Genomic DNA, 26,789 nt, shown 5'->3' with positions numbered 1-26,789 from the left:
GCATAAAGCTGAAAACGTAAAGAAATAGCAGTTTAAATTTAATTAGAAAGGTAAGTTTAGTGCTCCATTTTAACGTCTGTCGGGCTTTACGCTACAATCTTTTTGCTAGGTTCTTTGCTGTAATTCCGAGGAACAAGGAATCTGTTGCCGAACTGCTTTAGGCTACAGACCCTTCACTAGCGTTCAGGATGACAAACAAAAGCAAAAAGTATTTTCGCTGCAATCCCGTTTAGTTAACTAAGGCTTTTGCAGGTTAACTACGGATAGTTGCATAGTTGGGTGTATAATAAACCCGATTATAGTGGAAATACTTTTTGTTGTGGGCGCCGAATAAATCTCGTAAAACACCCCGCCCGTTGGACACCCTTCTGAAAGAGGGGAATGGCAGCTTGCTTTCCCTTCTTCCAGAGGGGTAGTTGAAGACGGGGGGTGGTTTAGTTGAAAATTTTTTGATAATCATTTTTCTAATAATCGAATTCGGGCAAATATGTTTTGTTGGTTAAACCACGAAGTGGTGAAATTTTTCTAGCCTTTAGGTAGTTTAAACAATAACCCGAAGGGGTGACATTATTTATGCGTTTGCAGGTTAACCGCGGATAGTTGCATAGTTGGTTGTATCATAAACCCGATTGCAGCGGAAATACTTTTTGTTGTGGAGACTGAACAAACCCCGTACCTACGGGGTTTATACCTAAAGATCGCAAAAAGATTGTAGCGTAAAGCGGGACTGATGTTGATTGGTGTAGGGATTTGCTTTGCTAATCAACGTAGAGATTCTTCGTCGCTGCGCTTCCCTCAGAATGACAAAAAAATAAAATAAAAAAGGTGCAAAGTTGAACTCTGCACCTTTATATAAAAAGAAAATTTGCTGCTTATTTTAAGAATAACAATTCTCTGAATTTAGGCAATGGCCAAACGCTATCGTCAACAATTTGCTCAAGTTTGTCAACATGGTAACGGATAGTGTCGAAGTGAGATTTTACTTTCTCATCGTAACCGATTGCTTTTTCGCGAGTATCTTCAATTTTGTTTACCTCTTTACGATCTTCTAACATGGTGTCTACGCTAGTTTTAACGATAGATAAATGGTTAGAGATTTTGTCGATAATTGCTAATGGAGTAGCCAAAGTTTCTTTGCTTAAACCAAGTTCTTTTAAACCTTTAGCATTCTCGATTAAAGTATTTTGATAAGCAATTACCGCAGGGATAATTTGGCTATTGGTAACATCGCCAAATACACGTGCCTCAATTTGAAGTTTTTTGTAGAAGTTCTCTAACAAAATTTCGTGACGGGCATGTAGCTCACGCTTGCTGAACACATTGGTTTTGGCGAAAAGCTCTGTAGTTTTCTCACTTACATAAGCATCAAGCGCCTTAGGCGTAGTTTTGATATTTGATAAACCACGTTTTTCTGCTTCTTGAGCCCACTCATCGCTATAACCATTACCTTCAAAACGGATTGCTTTAGATTCTTTGATGTAACGTTTTAGAACGGTCATTAAAGCAACGTCTTTTTTGTCGCCTTTTTTGATCAATTTGTCAACGTCTACTTTAAATTTAGTTAACTGATCTGCAACAATTGCATTTAATACAGTCATTGGCGCAGAAGAGTTAGCCGTAGAACCTACCGCTCTTAACTCAAATTTGTTACCAGTAAAAGCAAATGGAGAAGTACGGTTACGGTCGGTGTTATCCAATAAAATTTGAGGAATTTTAGGGATACCTAACCATAGTGAATTGTCTTCTTTTAATTTTTTGCTTAAACGTGAGTGCTCGATTTCATCTAAAATCTCGTCTAATTGTTGGCCCAAGAAGATAGAAATGATTGCTGGAGGAGCTTCGTTAGCACCTAAACGGTGGTCGTTGCTTACCGATGCAATGCTAGCTCTCAATAAATCAGCATGCTCGTGAACCGCTTTGATGGTGTTTACAAAGAAGGTTAAGAACATTAAGTTATTTTTAGGCGTTTTGCCTGGTGCCAATAGGTTTTTACCAGTATCGGTAATTAACGACCAGTTGTTGTGTTTACCAGAACCGTTAATGCCTGCATATGGTTTTTCGTGCAATAATACTTTGAAGTTGTGACGACGAGCAACTTTCTCCATTACGTCCATCAACAATTGGTTGTGGTCAATCGCTAAGTTGATTTCTTCGTAAATAGGTGCGCACTCAAATTGAGAAGGAGCTACCTCATTGTGACGGGTTTTCAAAGGAATGCCTAATTTGATGGCTTCGTTCTCGAAATCAACCATGTAAGCAAATACACGCTCTGGAATAGAACCAAAGTAGTGATCTTCTAATTGTTGTCCTTTAGCAGACATGTGTCCAAATAAGGCACGGCCAGTAAGTACTAAATCTGGACGGGCGTTAAACAACGCTAAGTCTACTAAGAAATATTCTTGTTCGATACCTAAAGAAGCATTTACTTTAGATACAGCTTTGTCAAAATATTGGCAAACCTCAACAGCAGCTTTATCAATAGCTGATAGTGCTTTTAATAATGGAGCTTTGTAGTCTAGTGCTTCACCTGTATAGGCAACAAATACCGTTGGAATACAAAGTGTTTTACCAGCTGGGTTTTCCATAATGAAAGCTGGAGAAGAAGGATCCCAAGCAGTATAACCACGGGCTTCGAAAGTGTTACGGATACCACCGTTAGGGAAACTTGAGGCATCAGGCTCTTGTTGAACCAATGCACTACCTGCAAATTTCTCAATGGCACCATCACCGCTTGGCTCGAAAAATGAATCGTGTTTTTCAGCGGTTGTACCCGTTAATGGTTGGAACCAGTGCGTATAATGGGTTGCACCTTTGCTCATTGCCCAAGATTTCATGGCAGCTGCAATTTGATTTGCATCATCATGGTTAATTAACTCACCTTGGTTAATCGAAGAAATTAGTTTTTCAAAAACATCTTTAGAAAGATATTCTTTCATCTTCTTTTTGTCGAAAACATTCGAGCCGTAGAATTCTGAAATTTTGCTTGATGGAGCTTTTACTTCAGGTATTTCTCTGGTTTGTGCTTCTTTTAGCGCTATGGTTCTTAAGCTTTTCATTTATTTGTTTAAATTTTTATTCAAAAATAAAATATTTTGTGGTTTTTGATTGATTTTTTGTTAAAAATCTTAAAAAAAATAATTTTTTATGCTTTAAAATCAATTTTTGTATGGTTTTTTATCTTTTTTGTGTGTTTTGTTGGCTGGATTTTTAAAATGTTGCTTGCCGAAGACTTTTGCTCAATTACGTTAGGATACTCAATTTTACCTGACGGAAATTTTTTTTTGGATACGTATGGAATTTGAATATAACTAACATCATAGTTGAAAAACCGATTAGCTATGTTTAATAAATCATCAAATTTGTACGGTAGCGAGTGGCTCGCTCTTGTATTTGCCAACAGAAATCAAAACTATGGCGCTTATCAATTAAGAAGACAGTCTTCCAGTACTTTATTAAAGGCATTTTTGATTGTTGCGCCTTTGTTCGTAGCAGCGTTTGTTGGTCCATATATTGCTTCAGCATTTAAGGATGAAGAGGTCGTGGTAGATCCTATTCAAAAGGAAGTTAAAGTAGATAACGTTGTTCATGAGCTTAAACCTAAGCAGGAACAAAAGCAAGTGGAAAAACAAGCAGAGGTAGAAACACCAAAAGTAGTAGCGCCTAAAGTGAAGTCAGTTGCAATGACTGATAACATTAAGGTAGTTAAAGATGATTTGGTAACGCTACAACCGCCAACTTCCGATGAATTAAGAGATGCTGTGATCGCAAGTACTACTCAAGATGGCATTACTGGTAAGGGCAATGCGGATGTTACAACAGCTCCAGCAGGATTAGGTTCTGGCACTGGTACTGGAGGTAATGGCACCGAGATTCTTGATGCAGCAGGGGTTGATGTTTATCCAGAATTTCCAGGTGGTATGGAAGCTTGGGCTAAATATATCCAAAGAAACTTGAGGTATCCTGGTATGGCCCAAGACCAAGGGATACAGGGAAAGGTGTATTTAAGCTTTGTGGTAGAGAAAGATGGAACCATTACCGATGTAAAAGTAGTTAAAGGTATTGGCTACGGTTGTGATGACGAAGCCATGAGGGTAATTAAAAAATCACCGCGTTGGAAAGCGGGTATGCAAAATAATTTACCTGTTAGAGTGAGGTATAACATGCCTATTAGTTATACCATAAGCAATTAGTTTCAAGTTTAATGTTGATTTGTGAAGCGATGGAGTAATTTCCATCGCTTTTTTGTTTTTTTAGCTTTTAAATTAATGTAGTTTTATTGCGAAATAAATATAACTAATGCTTAAGTTCCTAAGCCAAGATGATTGGATTGTGAAAATGAAGAGCCAAAGAAAGCTCTTTTTTAACGAGCAACCTAAAGTGGTTGATGCCTTGGTGCATAAGCATAGTTGTACTGCCGAATATATAGTTTTTGAGAAAAAAGGTAGGGTGGCAATAAGTTTTCTAGCTTTGGTTAAAAGTAAAAATATCATATCACCCATCCATTTTTTTTATTCAGCATTGTGGATAGATCCAATGCTAGGGGATACAAAATATTGTGAATATGTTTCCGATTTCCTAAGAATGCTTCAATTGCAATTTAAAAAAATAGATATTAGGCTTTCTCCGTCTATTGAGGATGTTCGTCCTTTTTTATGGGCTGGTTTTTCCATCGATAACAGGTTTACCTATATAAAGAGACTGGATAAACTTGAGTATGCCAAAGATGTACACAAAAATATTGAAAAATCTTCTAACGCAACTTATTTATATAAGCAGGAGTTGCTAAATAAGGAAATTTTAGATATAAACCTTAGAATATTTCTTGAACTTAAATTGTACTCTAAAAAATCGATTAATAAAATAAAAGATTTGATAACTCAATTATCTAGTACTGAATATTTGACTTGTTTTAGTTGTTATTTTGAAAATCAGCTTCTCGTATCGCATATATTATTTTTAGATAAGGAAAACAAAATAGCCTATACGGTTCTAAAAAACAAGCAATATAAAGAGCAATCAGGATCTTTACATTCAGTTTTGTACCATCACCTTTTTATATATCTAAAATCTCAAGGTTTTGAATATGTAGATTTGCTTGGAGCGAATATGGAGCCGATTTCGTTATTCAAATCTAGGTTCAAGGCCGATTTGCATACAGCAAATATTGTTAGATATAGCAAAACAAGAGTATTTTTTGATATAGTATATAAAAAAATAACTTATCTAATAAAACGAACAATTGTTATAGCTCGCAGTTAGTTTAAATAGTTATTGTACTATATCTGGGGTTGTAATAATAGCCACCCATTTTTTTAAGAAGTCAAAATAATACGGTTTTAAACATATATCAAGGTTATCTATCTCATAATGGATGGTTACTCTATCTAACTCTCATTTATTAGCTAACCCAATATGTTTTTTCCATCGTAGATATGACCATATGCATCTATCAATATGACGAAATACAGAAGACGCACTATGTAAATATTGTTGATGAACTTTTGATAATATATAAAGCCAATAATACTCTACATTATTTCATTAAATAGATTTTTCCAGTATTCTTCTTGAAAAAACTATCACTGGATGTTCCTCTGTGTTTAATTTCTGATTTGTCGTTATTTTCGATAATCACCTTATAAAAGTAAACACCATTTGCTAGTCTGTCTCCATACATATCCGTTCCGTCCCATGTAAAATCTGAAATGTTATTTCCAATACGAATATTACCCAGTTCTTCTTTGAAAATTTCTCGCACAATTTTTCCTGTGACCGTCATAATCTGTACTTTGATCTTATCTGGGACCTTATCTCCTGTTAAGGTGAAGACAAATTTCATGGCCGTGGTGAAAGGATTCGGATAAGGATAAAAGTGCGTTATGGTTGACTCATTGATAACTTCAAACTCTATAGTGTAGCTGTTTTGACCATTAACGTTTCCTGTAGCATCTTTCGCTTCAACCTTTAAGTTGTAAATACCATCCGTTAACCTATTAGGTTTATATATTACAGTGGCTTTATTATTTGTAGCAGAATTGGCAGGTGTAAAATTAAGTAAGTTTGAAGAGTATGCTATTCTTTTATAATTTCCACTTTCAGATTTTAGATAGATGTCAAGAACAGTAGTGTCGTTTAACAATCTGTATGCGTTCTCATCGGTGAGGTTGATCAATATGTTAGGCTGAGGAGCAACAATTTCTCTGTTCATAATCTGCTTGCCATCAAACGTTACTTCAACAAGAGGATCCTTTGTATCTTTAGTTACAGTAAAGTTTTTTTGGATGTAGTTATTGAAACTGTAGCTATCTTTTTCATTAATAGGTGTGAAATCTAATTTAAGTAGATTATTGCCAACTAGACCTATTGTAGGGAGTTTCATTTTAAATGTCGTATTAGTGCCTGGAGGAAGACTTTCTATTGTTCCTGATTTAATTTTAGAAACACTTCTATCTGGTTTTGTCAGGGTGTAATAGACATGAACAGAGTCTGTAGGGTACTTAGATAGGTTTTGATAAGCTATATTCCAGATAACACTGTCTCCCTCTTGAATAATTTCTTTGTAAAAGTCATTTTTGATTTCAGGGTTGATCGTGGCTTCTCCATAGCCTTCATATAAAAATTTCCATTTTATAATCTGTGATGGGGTGCGGTTTATAGCATCTGTAAAATTGGCTCTTATTGCCATTGTAGGATAATCTTCAGCACTAAAATTGCTTAAATCTAAAGAATTTGAGGGGAGGTTAGTTTGGAGTACTTGCATTGTCCCTGATTTGTTGTATCCTAGTAAATCGAAAGAAACTTGGTCTGAAGCTTCTTTTTTTACTTCATAATCTACACTTTTCCATTTTTTAGAGGGACCAGCTTTTGCAGAAGTATAGCTGCCCTGGGTAAGCGGATAAGCATAAGATTTGTCAAATCTTATGACCTGACTGCGTGCTGGTATTGTAGTGCCTGTTTCAGCCATTTTCTCTATGGCCGTGCCAGGAATTGCTCCTTTTTGCCCCCAAAACATATAAGGTTCTCCTGCTCCAATATTGCCGATATTAACCACGCCCACTTGTAAAAATGCATCTTTAGCATTTTGAGGTAATGCCGATAAGTTAATATTAAAACCGTTGTATCCTACTACATAATAACCTTGGGGTATTTTATGGATATAATCTATGAGACTATCAACTTCAACGCTATTATTTGTGTCATAATAGAATTGACCTGAATAATATAGGGGTTGATTAGCTGCATCTTGATTTTGAAAATTAAATGCTGATGGATAGTTCAGTTCTTGTAAGTTTGCTGGGTTTAGCGCAAGGATCGTGAAGCCAGTAAAACTGTCTGGCCTAAATCCCAAGGATCCGCCAGGATTAGATCTATACCTTCTTTCCTCGGTAATAGGAGCATCGTCTCCTCGTGTTTGCACTACAGTATATAGCGATGTTTTCGCAAATTCTAATAGCTTGGTATTTTCATTGAATTCCAAACTATTTAATACTCCGTTTTTATATTGCTCATATTGAGATTGATTCCAACCATCTGGGCTATTGGCTATATAAGTGAAGTTGCTTTCCTGCCAAGTCCCTCCATTTTCGATTGGAACATCTAGCTTTGCTCGCCAATAATAAACTTGATTGTTTTTGGATAGCAGATTTGTTGTCCATTTTGGAAGAAAGCCAGTGCTGAGGCTTGAAGATTGTTTCCAAGGACTATTGAATGTTCTGACTGTGTCTATTTCAAAAACATATTTAGTTTGTCCTATAGTTAGATTAATGGATTGGGCTACGAGCTCAACATTCGTTTGAGGAACAATGCCATACTTTGGGGGATAAATAATGTTTATGCCATTGGAAAGCATATTATATTCGAAGGATGCCGTATTGTTAACTTTAGAAAGCTCGTCATACTGATTGTCGGGGTCTAACTTTATAGTAAATTTATTAGTTCCTGCTGATGTTGCAGCATCATTAGATTTAATGCTAAAGTAAAGCGTATCTGTATTAAAAACTGCCTTTGTAAATGTTTGACTTGGATAAGTAATAATGGTGTTGTTTGGTAGCGTACGTACAAGAGAAACTTTTAAGGGACTATTTAATGCTTTTCCTATATTTTTTACAACAATCGCTACAGAAAAAGAGTCTGCACTCGCGGTTACATTATTTGGATAAATAAATAAGTCCTTGTTCTCAATCATATAATCTGGTTTAGAAGGATTATAGAATTTCAATGCTGGATCTCCCTGGAATGTATATTGCGTAGTGTGCATTACATTGATCAAATCGTTTAAATTTTGATACTGTGATTTCGTTTCTTTTAAGATGGTAGCAATAGATTTTCCGTAGCTAGTATTAAAAGCCTTTTGGTAAAAGATAGAACTAAAGTTCGAAAGATAACTGGCAATACCTTCACTCGAAGTTCCTATCCAGCCAATGGCTCCCTTACCAGGATACATAATGTGTTTTTCTCCTAAAGAGGGTGCGACGATATACATATTTCCTGTGGTACATCCGTTAACCAGAAATGAAAGTAACTTGGTATTATTGCTTAATTCTTCTGGAATACTAAAGTCTATTTCAGTAGCTTGGTGTGATCCGTGCCCTAAAAATGATAATAGCGCAGCGCCCTTGTTGATTTCGGAAATGATATTTTGTTTTCTATTTGAGCTAATTGGGAGGTTGATATTCTTATGGAAATTAACCGTGTCTGCACCAAAAAATTCTCCTTTGGCCATGTTATACATATTGGCTTGGTAGCCTGCCCACGATAGATTTTCTGATAGTGAATTACCACCACTTATGTGTATGAACTTTTTCCTCCATAATGAATCTGGGTATTGTTCGTAACTTTTTATCTTTTGTAGATAAATGTCAATTTCGTCATTTGTTTTTGCCACTATGCGTCCAGTGGCTATTGCTGGAGCTAAGCTGGAATTATTAATGCGGGCAGTAAATAAATCATCAGAAGGAGGAGAGCCATAAGTAGGTACAAGATCTGCATTAAGTCCTTCTGAAGAACGAATTAAGTGATTCTCTAAGCCTTTTCCCAGCAATAATAGGTATTCAGGTTTTGTACTTGCATATTGAAGTAGATATTTAGATAAATTTCTTATAGCTAGAGGATGGTGCACGCCATAGAAAAAATGATCATATAGCTGTTCTGTAGTAATAACGTACGGTTTATATCCGCTTTGCGTTCTATAAGTAGCATAATTATTTGCACCGTTAATTAGTGATTTATGCGTAACAATAATGAAATTTTTATCAAAGCTATTCGGGTTGATGTTTAGCATCTCAATTTTTGAAATAGACGGAGATTTGAACCCTGCACTATCATATAAAAGAACTTTTCTGTCTGTATCATTAGTGCTTAATACAAATTCTACATTATTGCCATTTACTTCGCCAATAATTCTTTGTCCTGAAGTGACGTCCCATATTACAGGTTTAGATTTATTGTTGTTTGAAAAGTTTAAGTATCGATTGGAACTATTTCTTGGAATGATAAAATTAAAATCAGCTGTTCCTTGAAGATCTAAAATCCTCGGGTAGGTAATTTTACTATAGGCAACAGCTTGATAATCTGATAATACACCCAAATCATTAATTGACTCATAAAAAATTTGTGTTGAAGTGCCAAGCTCATTGGGTGAGATAGAGAAAGATCCGTTATATACATCATAACCAGTAAAAAGCGTGTCTTTTTTAAGACTCGTTGTTGAGCCATTATTTATCCGAATTCTTAAATGATGATTATGGCCTTGAATATTTGTAGATAGCGAATTAGATCGACCTGCTACATAAGTTTGAAATTTAATTACTGGTGCTCCAATTCCAGTGTAAAGGTTTGGCGTGGCTAGTGTTTTTATTTGCTGACCTCCTAATCCATAAGTTTCACCCATAAAGCCCTCTGCTTCTTGATAGTCTGATAAACTCATTTGGGCAATAATATATTTGCCTGGATAATAGGTGTTTGGATACACGCCTAGACTTTCGTATATGACATAACTTTCCGAAGTCAATCCAGTTTTTGAAGCTTTGAAATTTTGTATTCTAGCTCCCTGTATATTGGTGTTTATTGTTAGGAAATATGCAGCAGTATCAGTAAATAAGCTGTAGTAAGTGTGAGGCTGAGTGCCAGTATACAGCTCTTTGTCTAAAGTCCCATCATTAGGTTCTCCAAAAAATTCTATAAAATCGCTATTGTCAAAACTATTGTCGCTTTCACCTTGCACATAAATGGCTACTTCTTTTCCATTTTTGAAAAGTTGAAAGTTTTTAGGGTTGATACTTCCTAAAGTAGGGATTTGTTGATTAAGCGTAGTATAATTTAATCTAAATATGCCTTTTTGAGCTACTTTAATTTTGTAATAAGGTTGAGTAGGGTTAATCCAATCATTGCCGTAGGTTGTTTGTCCTAACGAAGTTAAATGACAGGCGATTAAAATGATGAATAAGTATAAGCGAGACATAAATTCAAACATACGAAATTATTGCTCAATACATTGTCTTAAAAAATAAACTTGTTGTTAATTATGGATAACTTTAAACTTGCTTTAAGCGAAGTAGTTAAGGTATTCTTCAGGTATTTTTCTATTGAAATCTTTTACTAATAGTTTGTTGTTATAGTTTGATTTATTTTTTATCACTTTGCAAGGATTTCCAACAGCAATAGAATTAGATGGAATATTTTTAGTTACTACAGAACCAGCACCAATGATCACATTATTCCCTATTTGTACGCCAGGTAAAATTATGCTGTTAGCATAGATAAACACATCATTCCCAATAATAATTGGAGGGCAATCATCATGTAGCAAGTGGTCCTCATGATTATGGTTGGCAGAAATAATGGCGCATCCAGGGCTAATTCCTACATTGTTTCCCATAATAATTCCGTTCATGGCTTGTATATAAACATTTATATTATCTCCTGGGTCGCATAAAATACCTTTCTTTATTTTATGGGCCGCCCTTACTTTAGAAGTGTAATGTACAGGCCAGGGAACATTGCCATTTATCCTTAAAATTTTTTGAGGTAAGATGAACTCAAATAAAAGTCTATAGTGTGGGACGTAATTATACTTTGGTCTATAATATTGAGGATAACACCATCTTGTTAGCCAGCTTAAAAGAATGAAATCCAATTTTTTCAAGAAAAATTTAACTGATTTTTTTTCTCGCATTTTCTTTTAAATTTTTAACAATGGCTATTAAAAGGATAATATAAGCTAAAGAGGATAATATGGAATATAGTATTATACAAATCAAATACTCCTGCTCTTTTACACCTACGTACAAACTTAGTAAAGAAATAAAAAGTATAAAAGTATTAAAAATCAAAGACCATCGATTCTTTCTAATTACGCTAATAATTGAAGATATGGGATTAACCATGCTTCTTGATAGAATCCAAAAGGACAATATTAGGACATAATATTGCAAGTTAGCCCATTCCTTTTTATCTAAATATATCTCTAAAATATAAAAACCAACACTGTTCATCAAAATAATAAATAACAATACAATACTTGCATTTATAATAATGATAGATTTGGTTAGCTTTATAAGTTCTGTAGGAGAGTCCTCGTATAGAACCGAGGCTTTTTCTGCATAGAATTTTAAAAAAGAAGCCGACAATATGCTCAATGGTACGGTTAATATTTTAGATGCCAATGAATAGACTCCAACTTCGCTGGCCGAAAAATAGGCTAAAGTTAGGATTACAAATAGGTTGCTGCTGATTACATCTATTAATGATGCAAAATAGGATTGTTTAATAATGTCTGCGTATTTTCTAATATTGTTTTTAAAGGAATAAAGACTGGTGTCTCTTATGCTTCTAATTGAAGTAAATAGTGCGCAAAGTACCGTAAACAATAATCCAAGTGCCCAGCCATAAACTAATCCATTTGACTTGTATTCAGTTTGATGAAAAATGAATTGAAATCCAATCGTAGTAACAGATAGTGTAATGATCAACACTGATATTTTGTAATATTCTTTGTTTTTGGTTAGTAAGGAGATTTGAGAATTGTTGATGACAGTCAACCAACTTGCCATTGCTAGAATGATCAAGATTATATTACTGCTACTTACAACAACAATATTTGTGTAGTTAATGAAAAAAAGAATAATTAAGCCTATTAGCGTACTAAAACTAGCTGTCCAAAATGTACCATAGAAAAAAGAGTTTGCCTCTTTTTTATCTCTTATTAAAATGATAATACTGTCGAGGTTAAAAGAAACCACGACAGTGAAAATATAAGCAATACTTAAAATTGCATTGTATATACCGAAATCTTGTGGCCCATATATTTTTGCTAATACCAAACTTCCAATAGCCGCAATTGATTTGGCTATACTATTGGAAATTGCAAGAGGAAGAGCCCCTTTGAGGCTAGCAAAATTGATTTTAAGAGAAATAGCCACTTATCGTTTAGGAAAAAACAATTGAAAGTAACAAATTATTCCTTATTTCAATGTTTTTCCAACCACTTCCTGGCATTTACAAAAGCTTCCATCCAAGGAGAAACCTCGTCTTTTCTACCAGCAGGGTAATTTGCCCAGTGCCATTGGAATAATGAACGCTCAATATGAGGCATCATTACTAAGTGTCTTCCGCTGTCGTCGCACATCATAGCAGTGTTGTAATCAGAACCATTTGGACTAGCAGGATACTGGTCATATCCATATTTGGAAACAATTTGATATTTCGATTCTTCGTAAGGTAGCTGGAATTTACCTTCGCCATGCGATACCCAAACACCAATAGTGCTGCCCGCTAATGACGACAACATCACAGAATTGTTTTCCTGAACCACTAACGAAGTGAACACACTTTCGTGCTTACGACTATCGTTGTGAAGCATTCTAGGCTTTACTTCGTGGTTTTTATTGATCAGTCCCAATTCAATAAATAACTGGCAACCGTTACAAATACCTACCGATAAAGTATCTTCTCTATTGAAGAAATTCTCTAAAGCTACACGAGCTTTTTCGTTATATAAAAATGCACCAGCCCAACCTTTTGCAGAACCCAATACATCAGAGTTAGAGAAACCACCAACAGCACCAATAAATTGAATGTCTTCTAAAGTTTCTCTGCCCGAGATAAGATCGGTCATGTGGACATCCTTTACATCAAAACCAGCTAAATACATCGCATTAGCGACCTCACGCTCAGAGTTGCTTCCTTTTTCACGTAAAATAGCTGCTTTTGGACGAGGTTTGCTCGCATCAGTCACTGGCTTTTTACCGTCAAATTGAGCTGGGAAATTGAATTTTAAGGGTTGGTTTTTATAATTATCAAAACGCTCTTTCGCTTTTACTTCGCCACTTTGTTTGCGGTCTAGTAGATAAGAAGTTTTATACCAAACATCACGCAGATGCTCAATGTCGAACGTATAGTTTTGTGAGCCATTTGTCACACTCAAAGTTGGTTGGTTTGTTGCTGTTCCAATTTTATGGAACTTAACTGCCTTAGCCGTTAAAACAGCTTCAACACTTCCATCGGCTTGGAAAACCAAACTGATGTTTTCAGCGAATAATACTTTTAAGGCATCAGCTTCACCTAATGAAGTTAAATCAAGGTTTGCCCCTAAGTTTTTATCTGCAAAACACATCTCTAAAAGCGTGGTGATTAAACCACCGCTACCTACGTCGTGTCCAGCTTTAATTTTTCCAGCTTTGATTAAATCCTGAATGACGTTAAAAGTAGTGCTAAATTGAGCAGCATCTTTTACATCAGGAGTTTCATTGCCAATTTTATTTAAAATTTGAGCGAAAGAAGAACCGCCCAGTTTGTAAGAATCATTACTTAAGTTGATGTAATAAATGTTGCCGCCATCTTTCTGCAAAACAGGTTCTACCACTTGGGTAATGTCATTACAGTTTCCTGCTGCCGAAATAATTACCGTTCCTGGCGCAATCACATCGCCATCTTTATATTTCTGTTTCATCGAAAGCGAATCTTTACCTGTTGGGATATTGATTCCTAAGTCGATGGCAAAATCTGAACAAGCTTGAACGGCTTGGTATAGGCGGGCATCTTCACCTTCGTTTTTACAAGCCCACATCCAGTTGGCCGAAAGTGAAACACTTTTCAAACCATCTTTTAGCGGTGCCCAAACAATGTTTGATAAAGATTCGGCAATGGCAATTCTACTACCAGCACCAGCATCAATCAAAGCTGAAAGCGGGGCATGGCCTACCGAAGTAGCAATACCTTCTTTACCCTGAAAATCCAATGCCATTACGCCTACGTTGTTCAAAGGCAATTGCAATGGACCAGCACATTGTTGTTTAGCAACACGGCCGCCCACACATCTGTCCACTTTATTTGTTAACCAGTCTTTACAAGCTACGGCCTCTAATTGAAGCACCTGCTCTAGATACTCGTTGATTTTATCTTGACTATAAGTTACTTCGGCATATTGATGATTAACGGTTTTGTCTTCCATAATCATTTTTGGAGAACTGCCAAACATGTCGCTAAGCGCTAAATCCATTGGTTTAACACCTGTAGTAGCCGATTCAAAAGTAAAGCGATGGTCGCCAGTTACCTTACCTACGGTGTACATAGGTGAACGCTCACGGTCAGCAATTTTTTGTAGTGTGGCAATATGTTCCTCACCAATCACCAATCCCATACGTTCTTGAGACTCGTTGCCGATGATCTCTTTTGCCGATAGAGTAGGGTCGCCTACAGGCAATTTATCTAAGTCAATTTTACCGCCAGTTGCCTCTACCAATTCCGAAAGACAGTTTAAGTGACCGCCAGCACCATGGTCGTGAATAGAGACAATGGTGTTATGATCGCTTTCAACCATGGCACGTACTGCGTTAGCTGCACGCTTTTGCATTTCGGGGTTTGAACGCTGGATGGCATTTAGTTCAATGCCAGAACCATGCTCACCAGTGTCTGCAGAAGATACGGCGGCACCACCCATCCCAATACGGTAGTTCTCGCCACCTAAAACCACGATATTATCGCCAGTTTTTGGTTCTTGTTTTTTGGCCTGGTCTACTTTGCCGTAGCCAATACCACCAGCAAGCATAATTACTTTATCGAAACCTAATTTGCGATTGTGCTCTTCGTGCTCAAAAGTTAATACGGAACCAGTAATTAATGGCTGACCGAATTTATTTCCAAAATCAGAAGCTCCGTTAGAAGCTTTGATTAAAATGTCCATTGGTGTTTGGTATAACCATTTGCGTTCTTCAACACCTTTTTCCCAAGGACGATTTTCTTCTAAACGAGAAAGCGCAGTCATGTAAACGGCAGTTCCTGCTAATGGTAATGAACCTTGTCCACCAGCTAAACGATCTCTGATTTCCCCACCCGAACCTGTAGCAGCGCCATTAAAAGGTTCAACCGTAGTAGGGAAGTTATGGGTTTCGGCTTTGATGGAAATGACCGAATCAAAGTCTTTTGTTTCGTAAAACGATGGCTCATCTGGTTTAGACGGTGCAAATTGTTGCACTTTAGGTCCTTTAACAAAGGCTACGTTATCTTTATAGGCAGAGACAATGTCGTTTGGATGTGTCTCTGAAGTTTTTTTGATGAGTTTGAACAGCGAAGTCGGTTGTTCCACCCCATCAATTACAAATTTGCCATTAAATATTTTGTGACGGCAGTGCTCGGAGTTTACTTGAGAAAAACCAAAAACTTCAGAGTCTGTTAAAGGTCTTCCCAGTTTTTCGGCCAATCCATTTAAATAATCAACTTCTTCGTCGCTTAGCGATAAGCCTTCTTGTTTATTGTAGGCAGCGATATCGGTTACTTCTAAAATAGGCTCTGGTTTGATGTTAATGGTGAAAACATCTTGGCCAAGCTCCTGATATTTCTGCGAAAGCATGGGATCGTAGGCAGCAAACCCTTCGTCAACCTTTTTAAATTCCTCAATTCTGATGATTCCCTCTATGCTCATGTTTTGAGTAATTTCCACAGCATTGGTGCTCCAAGGAGTAATCATAGCCGCTCGTGGACCTACAAAAAAGCCAGTTAGGATGCTTTCGGCGCTCAATTTAGCTCCGCCAAAAAGCCACGCTAGTTTTTCTGTATCAGTTTGGGATAAAGTATGGTTTGTTTGTACAACAAAAACCTCGTCAGATTGACCTAAAAAGAAATGAATCATGCTTATTTTTTGAAGACGCAAATTTAGGTTTTTTTTAGGAGAAATTTCGCTGTTTTTGGGTTTATTTGTATGCCGAATTATTGAATTTTGAATGATAAAATTTTGAATGATTTAATAGGCGTCATATCTTCGGACACCCGACTTCAAACTTTTGACTTGAAAAATGTTTAACCGTATTCATCATATCGCTATAATTTGTTCAGACTATGAGCAATCGAAGGACTTTTATGTCAATAAGCTAGGTTTTGAAGTGCTTGGCGAAGTTTATCGCAAGGAACGTAAATCGTGGAAATTGGATTTGGCTGTAAATGGTGTTTATCAAATTGAATTGTTCTCTTTTGAAAATCCTCCAGCAAGGCCTTCGAGACCAGAAGCGCAAGGGTTAAGGCATTTGGCTTTTGAGGTAGATGATGTGGCGGCAACCATTACTGAATTAAATAAGAAAGGAATTGTGACCGAAGCCATAAGGATTGATGAGTTTACAGGAAAACAATTTACTTTTTTTACCGATCCTGATGGATTGCCTTTGGAAGTCTACGAGAAATAAGATGAAACATATTTTCCGTTTTAAACAATTTGAAATAGACCAAACTGGCTGTGCCATGAGGATCAATACCGACGGTGTGTTGTTGGGGACGATGGCGAAGCATCCAGATCCGCAACGGATATTAGATATTGGTACAGGTACGGGTGTCATCGCATTAATGTTGGCGCAACGTTTTCCAAAAGCACAAGTTCACGCCGTAGAAATAGATGAGCAGGCTTCAATAACTGCAGGAAGAAATTTTGAGAATTCTGTTTTCAATAGGCAATTATCCGTTCACCACATGCCAATTGAGCAATACAATAATTCAGATCAATTTGATCTAATCGTCAGCAATCCACCTTTTTTTGTGAACGACCTTAAAAATGCGGAGAAAAAGAAGGAGATGGCCAGGCATGCCAGTGATACCTTTTTTAATGATCTGATTGAGAAAGTAGCTGCTTTGCTAAGTCCAGAGGGTTGCTTTTGGGTCGTGCTGCCTGTTAAGCAAGCTCAGGATTTAGTAGAAAAAGCAAAAATGAAAGGCCTATTTCTAACCCATTTGGTTAAATTGCACTCGGACATTACCAAGCCTGAGTTTAGGCGTATTGTCTGTTTGGAGAGAGAAAAGTCTAGTCTGGCAGAAAAAGATTTCATGATTTACGAAAGTGAAAAGAAATATACCAAAGCATACGAGTTATTGCTAAAAGACTTTTTTTTAGCATACTAAATCGTTCCAATAAACAATTGTTATAGTGATAATTTCTAATTTAAATACATTTTAAACCCGTTAAATGAAGCTTTCTGTCTTAATTACCTCGTTACTAATAACCACTGCTTTTTCGGTAAAAGCGCAAACAAAAAGTAAAGTAGCCGTACAAAAATCGAGTATCGATTCGGTTTTAAACCAAGTTTTAAAAGATCAGCATATTGCAGGTTTTGCAGTGGCCATTGTAAAAGGAGATCAAGTTATTTATAGCAAAGGGTTTGGCTATCGCGATTTGGAAAATAAAAAACCAGTAACACCAAATACACTTTTTGCCATTGGTTCAAGCTCTAAAGCATTCACTTCCTCGCTGGTTGGTTTGTTGGAAAAAGATGGTAAGCTAAAATTGGATGATAAAGCAACCAGCCTATTACCTCAATTGAGCTTTTATAATGCCGAAATGAATAATCAAATTACGGTGCGTGATTTAATGGCGCACAGAACAGGATTGTCGAGGTACGATTTGTCTTGGTTTTTATTTAATACAGCCAATAGAGATAGCATTATTAAAAGAGTAAAATACATGAAGCCAACTTCTGGTGTTAGGGAGAGATGGTACTATAACAATTTTATGTTTTTAGCTCAAGGTATGATTGTAGAACGCTTGAGTGGTAAAACTTGGGAGCAAAATATCAAAGAGAAGTTTTTTGATCCCTTAGAAATGACCCGTTCTAATACTGATATCGAAACTTTTAAGAACGATAGCGATGCGGCATTGCCTTATACCGTTGTTAATGGTAATGAAATTAAAAAAATAGATTACTACAATATTAATGGTATGGGGCCAGCTGGGAGCATTAACAGTAGTGTAAACGACATGGCCAACTGGTTAAAAGTTTGGATCAGCGGTGGATATTTCAAAGGAAAAGAAATTTTGCCTACTAATTACATTAGAGAAGCAGCAAGCTCTCAAATGGTAATGGATGCAGGTTTGCCTAATAAACATAACGATGTCTTTTTGTCTAATTATGGTTTGGGTTGGATGATTGGCTCCTATAGAGGTCATTATTCGGTAGAACATGGCGGTAATATCAATGGTTTTTCGGCGAATGTAGCCTTTTACCCTTCAGATAAATTAGGCATTGTAGTACTAACCAATCAAAGTGTGTCGAAAGTGCCAGATATAATTACGAGCGCTATTGCTGATATAATGTTTGATTTGAAACCGGTGGATTGGAATGGTGAAGCAAAAGCAGAAACGGAAAAAGCTAACAAGGCAAACAAAGAACTCAAAAAGGCAACTATCATTTCAAACACAAATCCGTCGCATCCGTTGAAAGATTATGTGGGTTCTTTTGAAAATGAGGCTTATGGTATCATTAAGGTGACGCTTGAGAACAATGCTTTGCGTACAATATTGGGAGAGGAGAAAATATTGCTTAAACACATGCATTATGATGTATTTGATCCAAAATCTGTGGATAAAAATGGTGTGGTAGATACGGCACAAAGTAATTTGATGTTTAATTTTTCTAGTGGTGTTGATGGTAAGATCAGCGGAATAGGTATCTTTTTAGATGGTAGCGAAAAACCCGTGATGTTTGATTTTAAACCAGAAGTGAAAAAATTAGAGGCGAAAATACTAGAGAATTTGGTTGGTGAATATATGTTGGGAAAGACGCCAGCAAAAGTTTATTTGAAGGGAGATGTGTTGTATGTGTCTGTTCCTGGACAACCAGAATACGAAACGGTGGTAGTTGATGAGAAGACCTTTGAGCTAAAAGCTTTGGAGGGCTATAGCATTAAATTTGAAGGTCCATCGGGTAAAAAAGCAACTTCTATGTTGCTTGTACAGCCTAACGGTACTTTTAAAGCAACTAGGAAAAATTAAGGGAATCTCATATCAGACTTACGAAGTTTCTAAAACTTCGTAAGTCTTTTTGGGTATATAGCATGGTAGGGTTGTGCGCTTTGAAAAACTGGCTTTGTAAATTAAACGGGATTGAAGCGGAAATACTTTTTGTTTGTCTACCTGTCATTCCGAGGAACGAGGAATCTCCTTCAATGTGCAATAACTTAGAGATTCTTTGCTAACGTTCACAATGACAACAAACAAAAAGATTGTAGCAAAAAGCCCGACGGATTTAAAATAGCAGCACTGAAAATGCTTTCCAAAAAAATATTTACCAGATATAAGTTTGGGATGAAGTCTCAATACTCATATCTCAATACTCATATCTAATAAATGAAAAAAATAGGTTTAATCTCAGATACGCATGGTTTTTTAGATGATGCGGTGTTTAAATATTTTGACGATAGAGACGAAATTTGGCATGCTGGTGATTTTGGGCCTAATGTAATTGAGCCTTTGGCAGCCTTTAAACCTTTGCTCGGCGTGTATGGAAACATAGATGGGCCAGATATTCGAGCAGCTTTTCCAGAGCATTTAAGATTTAAGTGCGAACAGGTGGATGTTTGGATGACGCATATTGGCGGTTATCCCGATAGGTATGCGCCTCAGGTAAAGAAGGAAATTTACACTAAGCCTCCTCAGCTTTTCATTTCTGGACACTCACATATTTTGAAAGTAGTTTTCGATAAAAAAATACAATGTTTGCATATTAATCCCGGTGCGGCTGGAAAACACGGCTGGCACAAGAAAAGAACTTTGATTCGCTTTTGTATTTCCGAAGAAAAAATCCATACCTTAGAGGCCATAGAATTAGGGGATAGATAACGTAAAAAATACACTAAGTAAAAAATGTCGGGTATAAAAACATTAGGCCAGTTTATTATTGAAAAGCAAGCGGATTTCCCGTATGCTAAAGGAGAGCTTTCTCGCTTGTTGAGAGATATTGGTATTGCCTCAAAAATTGTGAACCGAGAAGTGAATAAAGCGGGTTTGGTTGATATTTTGGGTGATGCAGATACCATTAATATACAAGGAGAGGGACAAAAAAAGCTTGATGTATATGCTAACGAGCAATTTATTTCGGCCCTAACCAGTGGTGGCGAATGCTGTATTGTGGCTTCAGAAGAAGAGGATGATTTTGTGCGTATTGAATCACCGGTATCCAAAAACGCCAGATATATTGTATGTATTGATCCTTTGGATGGTTCCTCTAATATTGATATCAATGTAACCGTGGGAACTATTTTTTCGATCTATAGAAGGAAATCTACAGAAGGACCAGCTACTTTGGATGATGTGTTGCAAAAAGGTACGGAACAAGTGGCTGCGGGATACGTAATTTATGGCTCGTCTACGATGATGGTTTATACCACAGGAAAAGGTGTCAATGGATTTACCTTGGATCCATCGATAGGGGAGTTCTGTCTATCGCACCCAAATATGAAAATTCCAGAGGATGGGGTGATCTATTCTATCAACGAAGGAAACTATGTTCATTTCCCTGAAGGAGTGAAAAAATACATTAAATATGCGCAGGTAGAAGATAAGGCAACGAACAGACCTTATACTTCGAGATATATTGGGGCCATGGCCGCCGATATTCACAGAAGTTTAATTAAGGGCGGTATCTATATGTACCCAACAACCTCGGCTTCACCAAAAGGCAAACTACGCTTGTTGTACGAGTGTAATCCAATGGCCTTTATTATTGAGCAAGCTGGAGGAATTGCTTCTGATGGTTTAAATAGAATTTTGGATATAGAACCTACTGAATTGCATCAACGTGTAGCTATTTTTGTGGGTTCTCCTAAAATGGTGAAGAAGGCTGAGGAATTTATGGCAGAGTTTTCGCCTGTTGAAAAGCTTTCAGAAAAAACGGTAGAAATTAAAACAGCCTAGTCTTTTATTGGTTAAATAATACAAGAAGGCGAGTGCATAAACTCGCCTTTTTTGTTGTCCGTAATTTTATTGTTGGTGCTAGGATATTTGAGAGATTATCAGTTAACTTAGTATCAAATCAAAAAGATAAAATTAAAAGTTATGAAATCAACAATTAAAACAATGGCAACAGCAGTGCTTGCGCTTTTCGTTTCTGTAGGAGCAATGGCCCAAGATGCGAAACCTAAACCTAGCCCAGCGGCTACGGCTACAGGCAAGGTGAATGGTGCTACAATTACCATTAACTACAGTAGCCCAGCCGTAAAGGGACGCAAAATTTGGGGTGGATTGGAAGCTTACGACAAAGTTTGGCGTGCGGGTGCTAATGATGCTACTACTTTTGAAACCGACAAAGATATTAAGGTAGAAGGTAAAAACTTGCCTGCTGGAAAATATAGCTTTTTCTTAATCCCTAAAGAAAGTGGTACTTGGACGGCCATCTTTAACAAAGAGCCTAAACAATGGGGAGCTTACAAATATGAAGAAGCTAAAGATGCTTTAAGGGTTGATGTAAAGGTAAAGCCCTTAGCTGAAACGCAAGAAAGATTGGTTTATAAGGTACATAGCAAAGGATTTTCTTTGGAATGGGATAAAGTATCTGTTCCAGTTTCAATAAAGTAAGTTGACCTAACCGTCATTGCGAGCTTTGCGAAGCAATCTTAAAGCGTTAGTGTTAGGAGTTATAATTATGGAATTGCTTAGTCATACTTCGTTGAAATGAGGTATAATTTAACCGTCATTGCGAGGTACGAAGCAATCCTATAGCGTTCGCGAAATCATAGAGAGATTAAAAATATAAACGTAAATAAGAAAGCCATCTCTGCTGAGATGGCTTTCTTATTTTAATGCGATGGATTCTTTAATAGCCAATCTTAGCCATTTCGCATTTCTTTTCCTTAAATATCGCGGTAAAAGTTTGAGTTCGCTTCTTATAGCCCTAAACTGTTCTTTTGCTTGCTCTGTTTGCTTGCGGTTTTTTAAGAATAAGCCATAATAATAACGCGCTTCTATGGAATGGTGAACACGAATAATCCGTTTGTAATCATCGTTTGCAGCATCTTCGTTTCCGATGCCCTCCAAAGCTCTTGCATATAGCAGTTCATCTTCTGCTGTTTTAATAGAAGTTTTGCTGTTAAATCGGTCGAAATACTTGATGCTTTCTTGGTATTGTCCACTATAAAAGTACTGACGTGACAGCTGTAGTAAAATAGCGGGATCATCATCATAATGTCCTTTAAGACAATCCAGCGTTAACGTGATGGCTTGGTCATATTTTTTTTGGTTGGCATAAGCCTTTGAAAGGCCCAGTTTATTGGTTACGCTATCCGAAACCTGTAGCTTTCGTTCCCATTCATTAATTTCTCTATTAGGAAACAGGGCTTTGGTGAGGCTTTTGGAACCACTTCCTCTACGCATTTCAGGAAGGAACTCCATGAAGAAATAGACAATAGCCCCAATGGCGGGTAAGAAAATCAATAGGTATATCCATTCCCTTCTACCAGTTTTGATAGCGTGGATGATGGCGATAATTTGTAAAATGATAACGATATAGTAATAGTCGTTCCAATAGGCAAACATCATATGAGATTGTAAATTAGATTAAAACTACATAATAATGCTAAGAAAGAAAAGTATTATTGCTATTTCGTTCCGCTTCAAAAGCGCTGTCGATGGCCCAGTTCGCCTTATCTTGTGAAGCCGCTACCGCTAGTCGGTCGCAGCGTTCATTTTCTGGGTGTTCATTGTGGCCTTTAATCCACTTGAATTTAACTTGATGTAATTTGTGCTGTTGAAGATATTGCAACCACAAATCCTTATTCTTTTTGTCTTTAAAACCTTTTTGTACCCAGCCAAATACCCAACCTTTTTCTACCGCATCTACTACATATTTGCTATCGGAGAAGACAACGACTTGCTGCCCTGGTGTTTTTAAAGCCTTAAGGGCTACAATCACGGCCAAAAGTTCCATACGATTGTTGGTGGTCATTCTAAAACCGCCACTTAATTCTTTATAGTGCTTGCCCGAACGTAGGATAACGCCATAACCGCCAGGACCTGGATTTCCGCTTGCTGCTCCGTCTGTGTAGATTTCTATCATAATACAGTAGCAAAACTAAGTTTTATTATCGTCATTTCGACGAAGTATGAGGAGAATTGAAAATCAACGCAGTTAAATCTAGCGTTATGAGATCATATTGCTAGATTTCTCTCTGCGTTTGAAATGACGGTTTTGTTTTACTTCACCGCTTTCAATAATTCTGCAATGGCTACTTCAAGCTGTTGGTCTTTTCCTTTATCTATCAAACCAGGCATGTTTTTAACCTGAATGTCTGGTTTGGTTTCATTATTTTCTAACCATTGACCAGCCTTGTTTTTAGCACTAATAGGCACAGATCCCCAGCGGGTTCCGTCGGGCAGTAATTCCCATCCTGCAAAACTACAAGTACCAGGTACAGGCATTCCCACGGTTTTTCCAATACCTAAATCCTTATAGCCGCATGAAAAGCAATGACCATCACTGTAATTGGCTTCGTTAAACATGGCCAAGGTTGGTTTAGTCCATCTAAAGGTTGGTTCATAACCTACCGAACGTTGTTCGGTAGCGTAGTCTAAGAATTTCTGTCCAGTGAAGAACATCGCCAAATCCGATACCAAATCGCCACCACCGTTAAAGCGAGTGTCTACAATTACTGCTTTGCGATCGGCGAATTTGCCCATCATTTCTTCGTACACGCTACGATATGGGCCATCGCTCATTCCTGGGATATGCACGTAGCCCAACTGACCTTTACTTAAGCTATCTACTTCCGCTTGGTTCATTTTTACCCAGCGTTTGTAAAGTAACTGGTTTTCGGCACCAAGACTAATTGGCTTGATCGTGATTTGTTGTCTTTCTTTTGTTTTAGGGTCCAAAATTTCTAATAAGGTAAATTGATCAGACTTTCTGTTTAAGAACTTCGCAACATCCTGGTTGGCTTCGATTACTACACCATCCACTTTTTCAATGATCATTCCTGGTTTTACGCTCAGTTTGGCTTTATCCAACGGACCGCCAGAAAGGACTTCGTCAATTAAAATACCATCGCCTTGATGTTTGTAGCTGGCAATCACCCCTAAAGATGCGGTAGCGTCAGCATTAGGGATGGTTCTGCTGAAACGAGCACCCGCGTGGGAAACATTCAGCTCTCCCAATAGTTCAGATAGCATTTCAGCAAATTCATAGCTGTTGCCAATATGCGGAAGGTATTTTGCGTAAGCTGGTTTTAAGCCATCCCAATCGGCACCATGCATGGTTGGGGTGTAAAACATCCCTTTGTTGCGCAACCAAACGTGTTCAAACATGTAAGCTCTTTCAGCAGCGGCATCAACTTCTACTTCGCCGTCAATATTGATTTGGTCACGCTTGTTATTGTCGGTGTTGATTTTCGAAATACGACCACCGCTTAATAAATACAGGTTTTTTTGAGCTTTATCCCATGAAAGACTGCCGCCCATACCATCTAATGGAATTTCCATTTTGGTTTCTTTGGTGCGTAGGTTGGTGCTCCATAAATTACTGCCTTTTTCGAAACTGGCTAAATAGTAAAGCTTTTCACCGTCTTTTGAAAGTACGGCATCGCTCAACGACGATGAGTGAATGGTTAACCTCGCTTTTCTCATATCCAAACCATCCCAATCAAATACGACGGTTGAATCTGGTTTTACGGTCTTAGCTTTAGGATCTTTGGCTTCTTTTTTCGCGGCCTCTTCTTTGGCTTTCTTTTCACTAGCCTCGATGTCTTTTAACAAGGCAAAATCATCCTTGCTCAAGTTGAAACGGTCCCAGCCATCTTTGGTTAAAAACAAGCTATAAACGTCACGTTGCGAAGAGCCGCTATTCGCATGGGCTTTCATCCCATCGCGATTACTGAACCAAATCAGTTGTTTGCCGCCGTTTACCCATTTAGCGCTACCATCCCCGTAACCACTTTTAGTCAGGTTTTTCATGGCTTGTTTGCCTGTTGCATCTAACAACACCACTTCGCCGTTAGACATGGTTGGTTTGTAGGTCGCTAATAACCATTTGCTATCAGGGCTCCAAGTGAAATACTGGTCGCCATCCTGCATATAAAAAAGTTGGTCGGGCGTAAGCAAGGTTACCGTATTTTTATTGCCAAGTTCCATTACCTTTAAGGTTCTGCGGTTTTCAATGAAAGCCACTTTTTTGCCATCTGGAGATAAAGTAGGCATGTAGTTGTCATTTGAATTGCTGATCAGAGGCTTTTCTTCTAATAACGTAGCGGCAAAGAAATAAGGCTCTTCTTTACGGGTTTTTCTACTTTCGTAAATACGCCATTTGCCATTCCGTTCGCTGGCATAAACCAGAGATTTGCCATCCGGTGCAAACTCCACAAAACGTTCCTGCTCTGGCGTATTGGTAATTCTTTTGGTCATTTTGCCATCTACCGAAGTCACAAAAACTTCACCTCTAGCAATAAAGGCCACTTCTTTTCCATCGGGAGATACCGACATTTCCCTTACGCCACCATTAATGGTAATAAAGCCATCGTTATTGGCTTTTTCTTGGGTGTTGATGATGACATTTAGTTTCTGTGGGCTCAATCCAGGCTTTAAGGTGTAAAGCTCACCATCATAACCAAAAGATAAGGTGCCATTGTTGGCAGCACTTAAAAATCTCACTGGGAAATTCTTGAACTTCGTGATCTGCTCATTCTTGGCTTTTTCCTTCAAAGGCATTTTGTGGATGTTGAAAGTGCCGCTTTCTTCGCTCAAATAATAAATGCTTTGCTCATTATCGGCAAATACTGGGTTCCTGTTTTCGCCATAAAAACCAGTGAGCTGAGTATGTTTGTCGGTTTTTTTATCGTAAACCCAAATGTCTCGGGCAATAGACGACTGATGATGCTTACGCCATTCGTTTTCGCCACCTTTTTTGTCGTGGTAAATCATTTTTGAACCATCCTTGCTACTTTGTACCGCTTCTGCTGGGATGGTGAAAATTTGTGAAATGCGTCCACCAGTGGTAGGCACCGAGTATAGTTCTGGTTGGGAACCTGTAGGGAATTGACGATGGTTCACAGCATCTTGCCTGGCAGCACCAAAAACTACCGACTTGTTATCTGCGGAGAAACTGAACGGTACTTCATCAGCCGAATGATAAGTTAATCTTTTCGCTGGGCCACCATTTGCATCCATCACAAAAACATCAAAATTACCATAACGGTCAGAGGCAAAAGCGATTTGCTTGCCGTCTTTACTCCATTGAGGCATAAAATCGTGCGCTTCATGAAAAGTAAGTTGTTGTGCATTTCCACCGTTGCTGGCTACTCGATACAAATCACCTTTATACGTGAAAACAATGGTACTGCCGTCTGGAGAAATGCTTGGATATCTCATCCATTGCGGTTTTTCTTGCGCAAACAATGGGGTAGACAACAAAAAACCTAAAGATAAGGTTAGTAGTTTCTTCATAAACTTTGTTAGTTAAATCTTAAAGCTAAAATAAGTGATACTTTTTAAGAAATGGGTAACAAAGCTGATGTGTTATACTAACCTTTCTAGGAAATAAAATCAAAAAGTGGTA

Annotated in this window: 16 protein-coding genes; 8 read left to right on the top strand and 8 right to left on the bottom strand. The window is 37.5% G+C overall.

Annotated elements, in window-relative coordinates; all coding sequences use genetic code 11:
* Positions 1 to 872: 872 nt before the first annotated feature.
* A complete protein-coding gene (locus DUT70_RS19885) occupies positions 873 to 3,056 on the bottom strand; it encodes a glutamine synthetase III family protein (protein ID WP_113649131.1) in 2,184 nt (727 codons plus the stop codon).
* 282 nt (positions 3,057 to 3,338) lie between these two features.
* Here DUT70_RS19885 and DUT70_RS19875 point away from each other — a divergent pair, with 282 nt between their 5' ends.
* Together DUT70_RS19875 and DUT70_RS19870 are read left to right on the top strand one after the other, a co-directional pair.
* Positions 3,339 to 4,190 carry an energy transducer TonB gene (locus tag DUT70_RS19875; RefSeq protein WP_113649129.1) on the top strand — a complete coding sequence of 284 codons (852 nt, stop codon included), beginning with the start codon at positions 3,339 to 3,341 and terminating at the stop codon, positions 4,188 to 4,190.
* A gap of 106 nt (positions 4,191 to 4,296) precedes the next feature.
* On the top strand, positions 4,297 to 5,259 hold the full coding sequence (locus tag DUT70_RS19870; RefSeq protein ID WP_113649128.1) for a hypothetical protein: 963 nt from the start codon (positions 4,297 to 4,299) through the stop codon (positions 5,257 to 5,259).
* Positions 5,260 to 5,533: 274 nt separating this feature from the next.
* Here DUT70_RS19870 and porU2 read toward each other — a convergent pair whose 3' ends face one another.
* The 4 genes from porU2 to purL all read right to left on the bottom strand — a co-directional run bounded on the left by porU2 (position 5,534) and on the right by purL (position 16,126).
* A complete protein-coding gene (gene porU2, locus DUT70_RS19865) occupies positions 5,534 to 10,471 on the bottom strand; it encodes a putative type IX secretion system sortase PorU2 (protein WP_113649127.1) in 4,938 nt (1,645 codons plus the stop codon).
* A 72-nt stretch (positions 10,472 to 10,543) separates the two neighbouring features.
* Complete coding sequence (locus DUT70_RS21375) at positions 10,544 to 11,173, bottom strand: acyltransferase (RefSeq protein ID WP_205529850.1); 630 nt, start codon at positions 11,171 to 11,173, stop codon at positions 10,544 to 10,546.
* Positions 11,151 to 12,419, bottom strand: a complete 1,269-nt coding sequence (locus DUT70_RS19855) for a lipopolysaccharide biosynthesis protein (protein ID WP_113649126.1) — start codon at positions 12,417 to 12,419, stop codon at positions 11,151 to 11,153. Before DUT70_RS19855 ends, DUT70_RS21375 begins: the two co-directional genes overlap by 23 nt.
* Positions 12,420 to 12,466: 47 nt before the next feature.
* On the bottom strand, positions 12,467 to 16,126 hold the full coding sequence (gene purL, locus DUT70_RS19850) for a phosphoribosylformylglycinamidine synthase (RefSeq protein ID WP_113649125.1): 3,660 nt from the start codon (positions 16,124 to 16,126) through the stop codon (positions 12,467 to 12,469).
* Positions 16,127 to 16,289: 163 nt separating this feature from the next.
* Here purL and gloA2 point away from each other — a divergent pair, with 163 nt between their 5' ends.
* The 6 genes from gloA2 to DUT70_RS19820 all read left to right on the top strand — a co-directional run bounded on the left by gloA2 (position 16,290) and on the right by DUT70_RS19820 (position 21,826).
* Positions 16,290 to 16,673, top strand: coding sequence for an SMU1112c/YaeR family gloxylase I-like metalloprotein (gloA2, locus tag DUT70_RS19845; RefSeq protein ID WP_113649124.1), 384 nt, complete (start codon positions 16,290 to 16,292; stop codon positions 16,671 to 16,673).
* 1 nt (position 16,674) lies between these two features.
* Positions 16,675 to 17,379: a tRNA1(Val) (adenine(37)-N6)-methyltransferase gene (locus tag DUT70_RS19840; protein WP_113649123.1), complete on the top strand. Its 705-nt coding sequence runs from the start codon at positions 16,675 to 16,677 to the stop codon at positions 17,377 to 17,379.
* Positions 17,380 to 17,443: 64 nt separating this feature from the next.
* Complete coding sequence (locus DUT70_RS19835) at positions 17,444 to 19,246, top strand: serine hydrolase (RefSeq protein ID WP_113649122.1); 1,803 nt, start codon at positions 17,444 to 17,446, stop codon at positions 19,244 to 19,246.
* Positions 19,247 to 19,600: 354 nt separating this feature from the next.
* Entirely contained in the window at positions 19,601 to 20,092 is a 492-nt protein-coding gene (locus DUT70_RS19830) for a metallophosphoesterase family protein (RefSeq protein WP_113649121.1), read from the top strand.
* A gap of 24 nt (positions 20,093 to 20,116) precedes the next feature.
* Positions 20,117 to 21,166 carry a class 1 fructose-bisphosphatase gene (fbp, locus tag DUT70_RS19825; protein ID WP_113649120.1) on the top strand — a complete coding sequence of 350 codons (1,050 nt, stop codon included), beginning with the start codon at positions 20,117 to 20,119 and terminating at the stop codon, positions 21,164 to 21,166.
* A gap of 141 nt (positions 21,167 to 21,307) precedes the next feature.
* Positions 21,308 to 21,826 carry a DUF2911 domain-containing protein gene (locus DUT70_RS19820; RefSeq protein ID WP_113649119.1) on the top strand — a complete coding sequence of 173 codons (519 nt, stop codon included), beginning with the start codon at positions 21,308 to 21,310 and terminating at the stop codon, positions 21,824 to 21,826.
* Between the two features lie 216 nt (positions 21,827 to 22,042).
* Here the strand turns inward: DUT70_RS19820 and DUT70_RS19815 are convergent, their stop codons facing one another.
* The 3 genes from DUT70_RS19815 to DUT70_RS19805 form a co-directional block, all read right to left on the bottom strand.
* Entirely contained in the window at positions 22,043 to 22,786 is a 744-nt protein-coding gene (locus tag DUT70_RS19815) for a hypothetical protein (RefSeq protein WP_128353406.1), read from the bottom strand.
* A 37-nt stretch (positions 22,787 to 22,823) separates the two neighbouring features.
* Positions 22,824 to 23,303 carry a ribonuclease HI gene (rnhA, locus tag DUT70_RS19810; protein WP_113649117.1) on the bottom strand — a complete coding sequence of 160 codons (480 nt, stop codon included), beginning with the start codon at positions 23,301 to 23,303 and terminating at the stop codon, positions 22,824 to 22,826.
* A 137-nt stretch (positions 23,304 to 23,440) separates the two neighbouring features.
* A complete protein-coding gene (locus DUT70_RS19805; RefSeq protein WP_113649116.1) occupies positions 23,441 to 26,677 on the bottom strand; it encodes a S41 family peptidase in 3,237 nt (1,078 codons plus the stop codon).
* Positions 26,678 to 26,789 lie beyond the last annotated feature (112 nt).

Origin of the sequence: Pedobacter chitinilyticus (genome assembly GCF_003313385.1) — a bacterium.
GTDB lineage: Bacteria > Bacteroidota > Bacteroidia > Sphingobacteriales > Sphingobacteriaceae > Pedobacter > Pedobacter chitinilyticus.
This window is presented reverse-complemented; position numbering and strand designations above follow the sequence as displayed.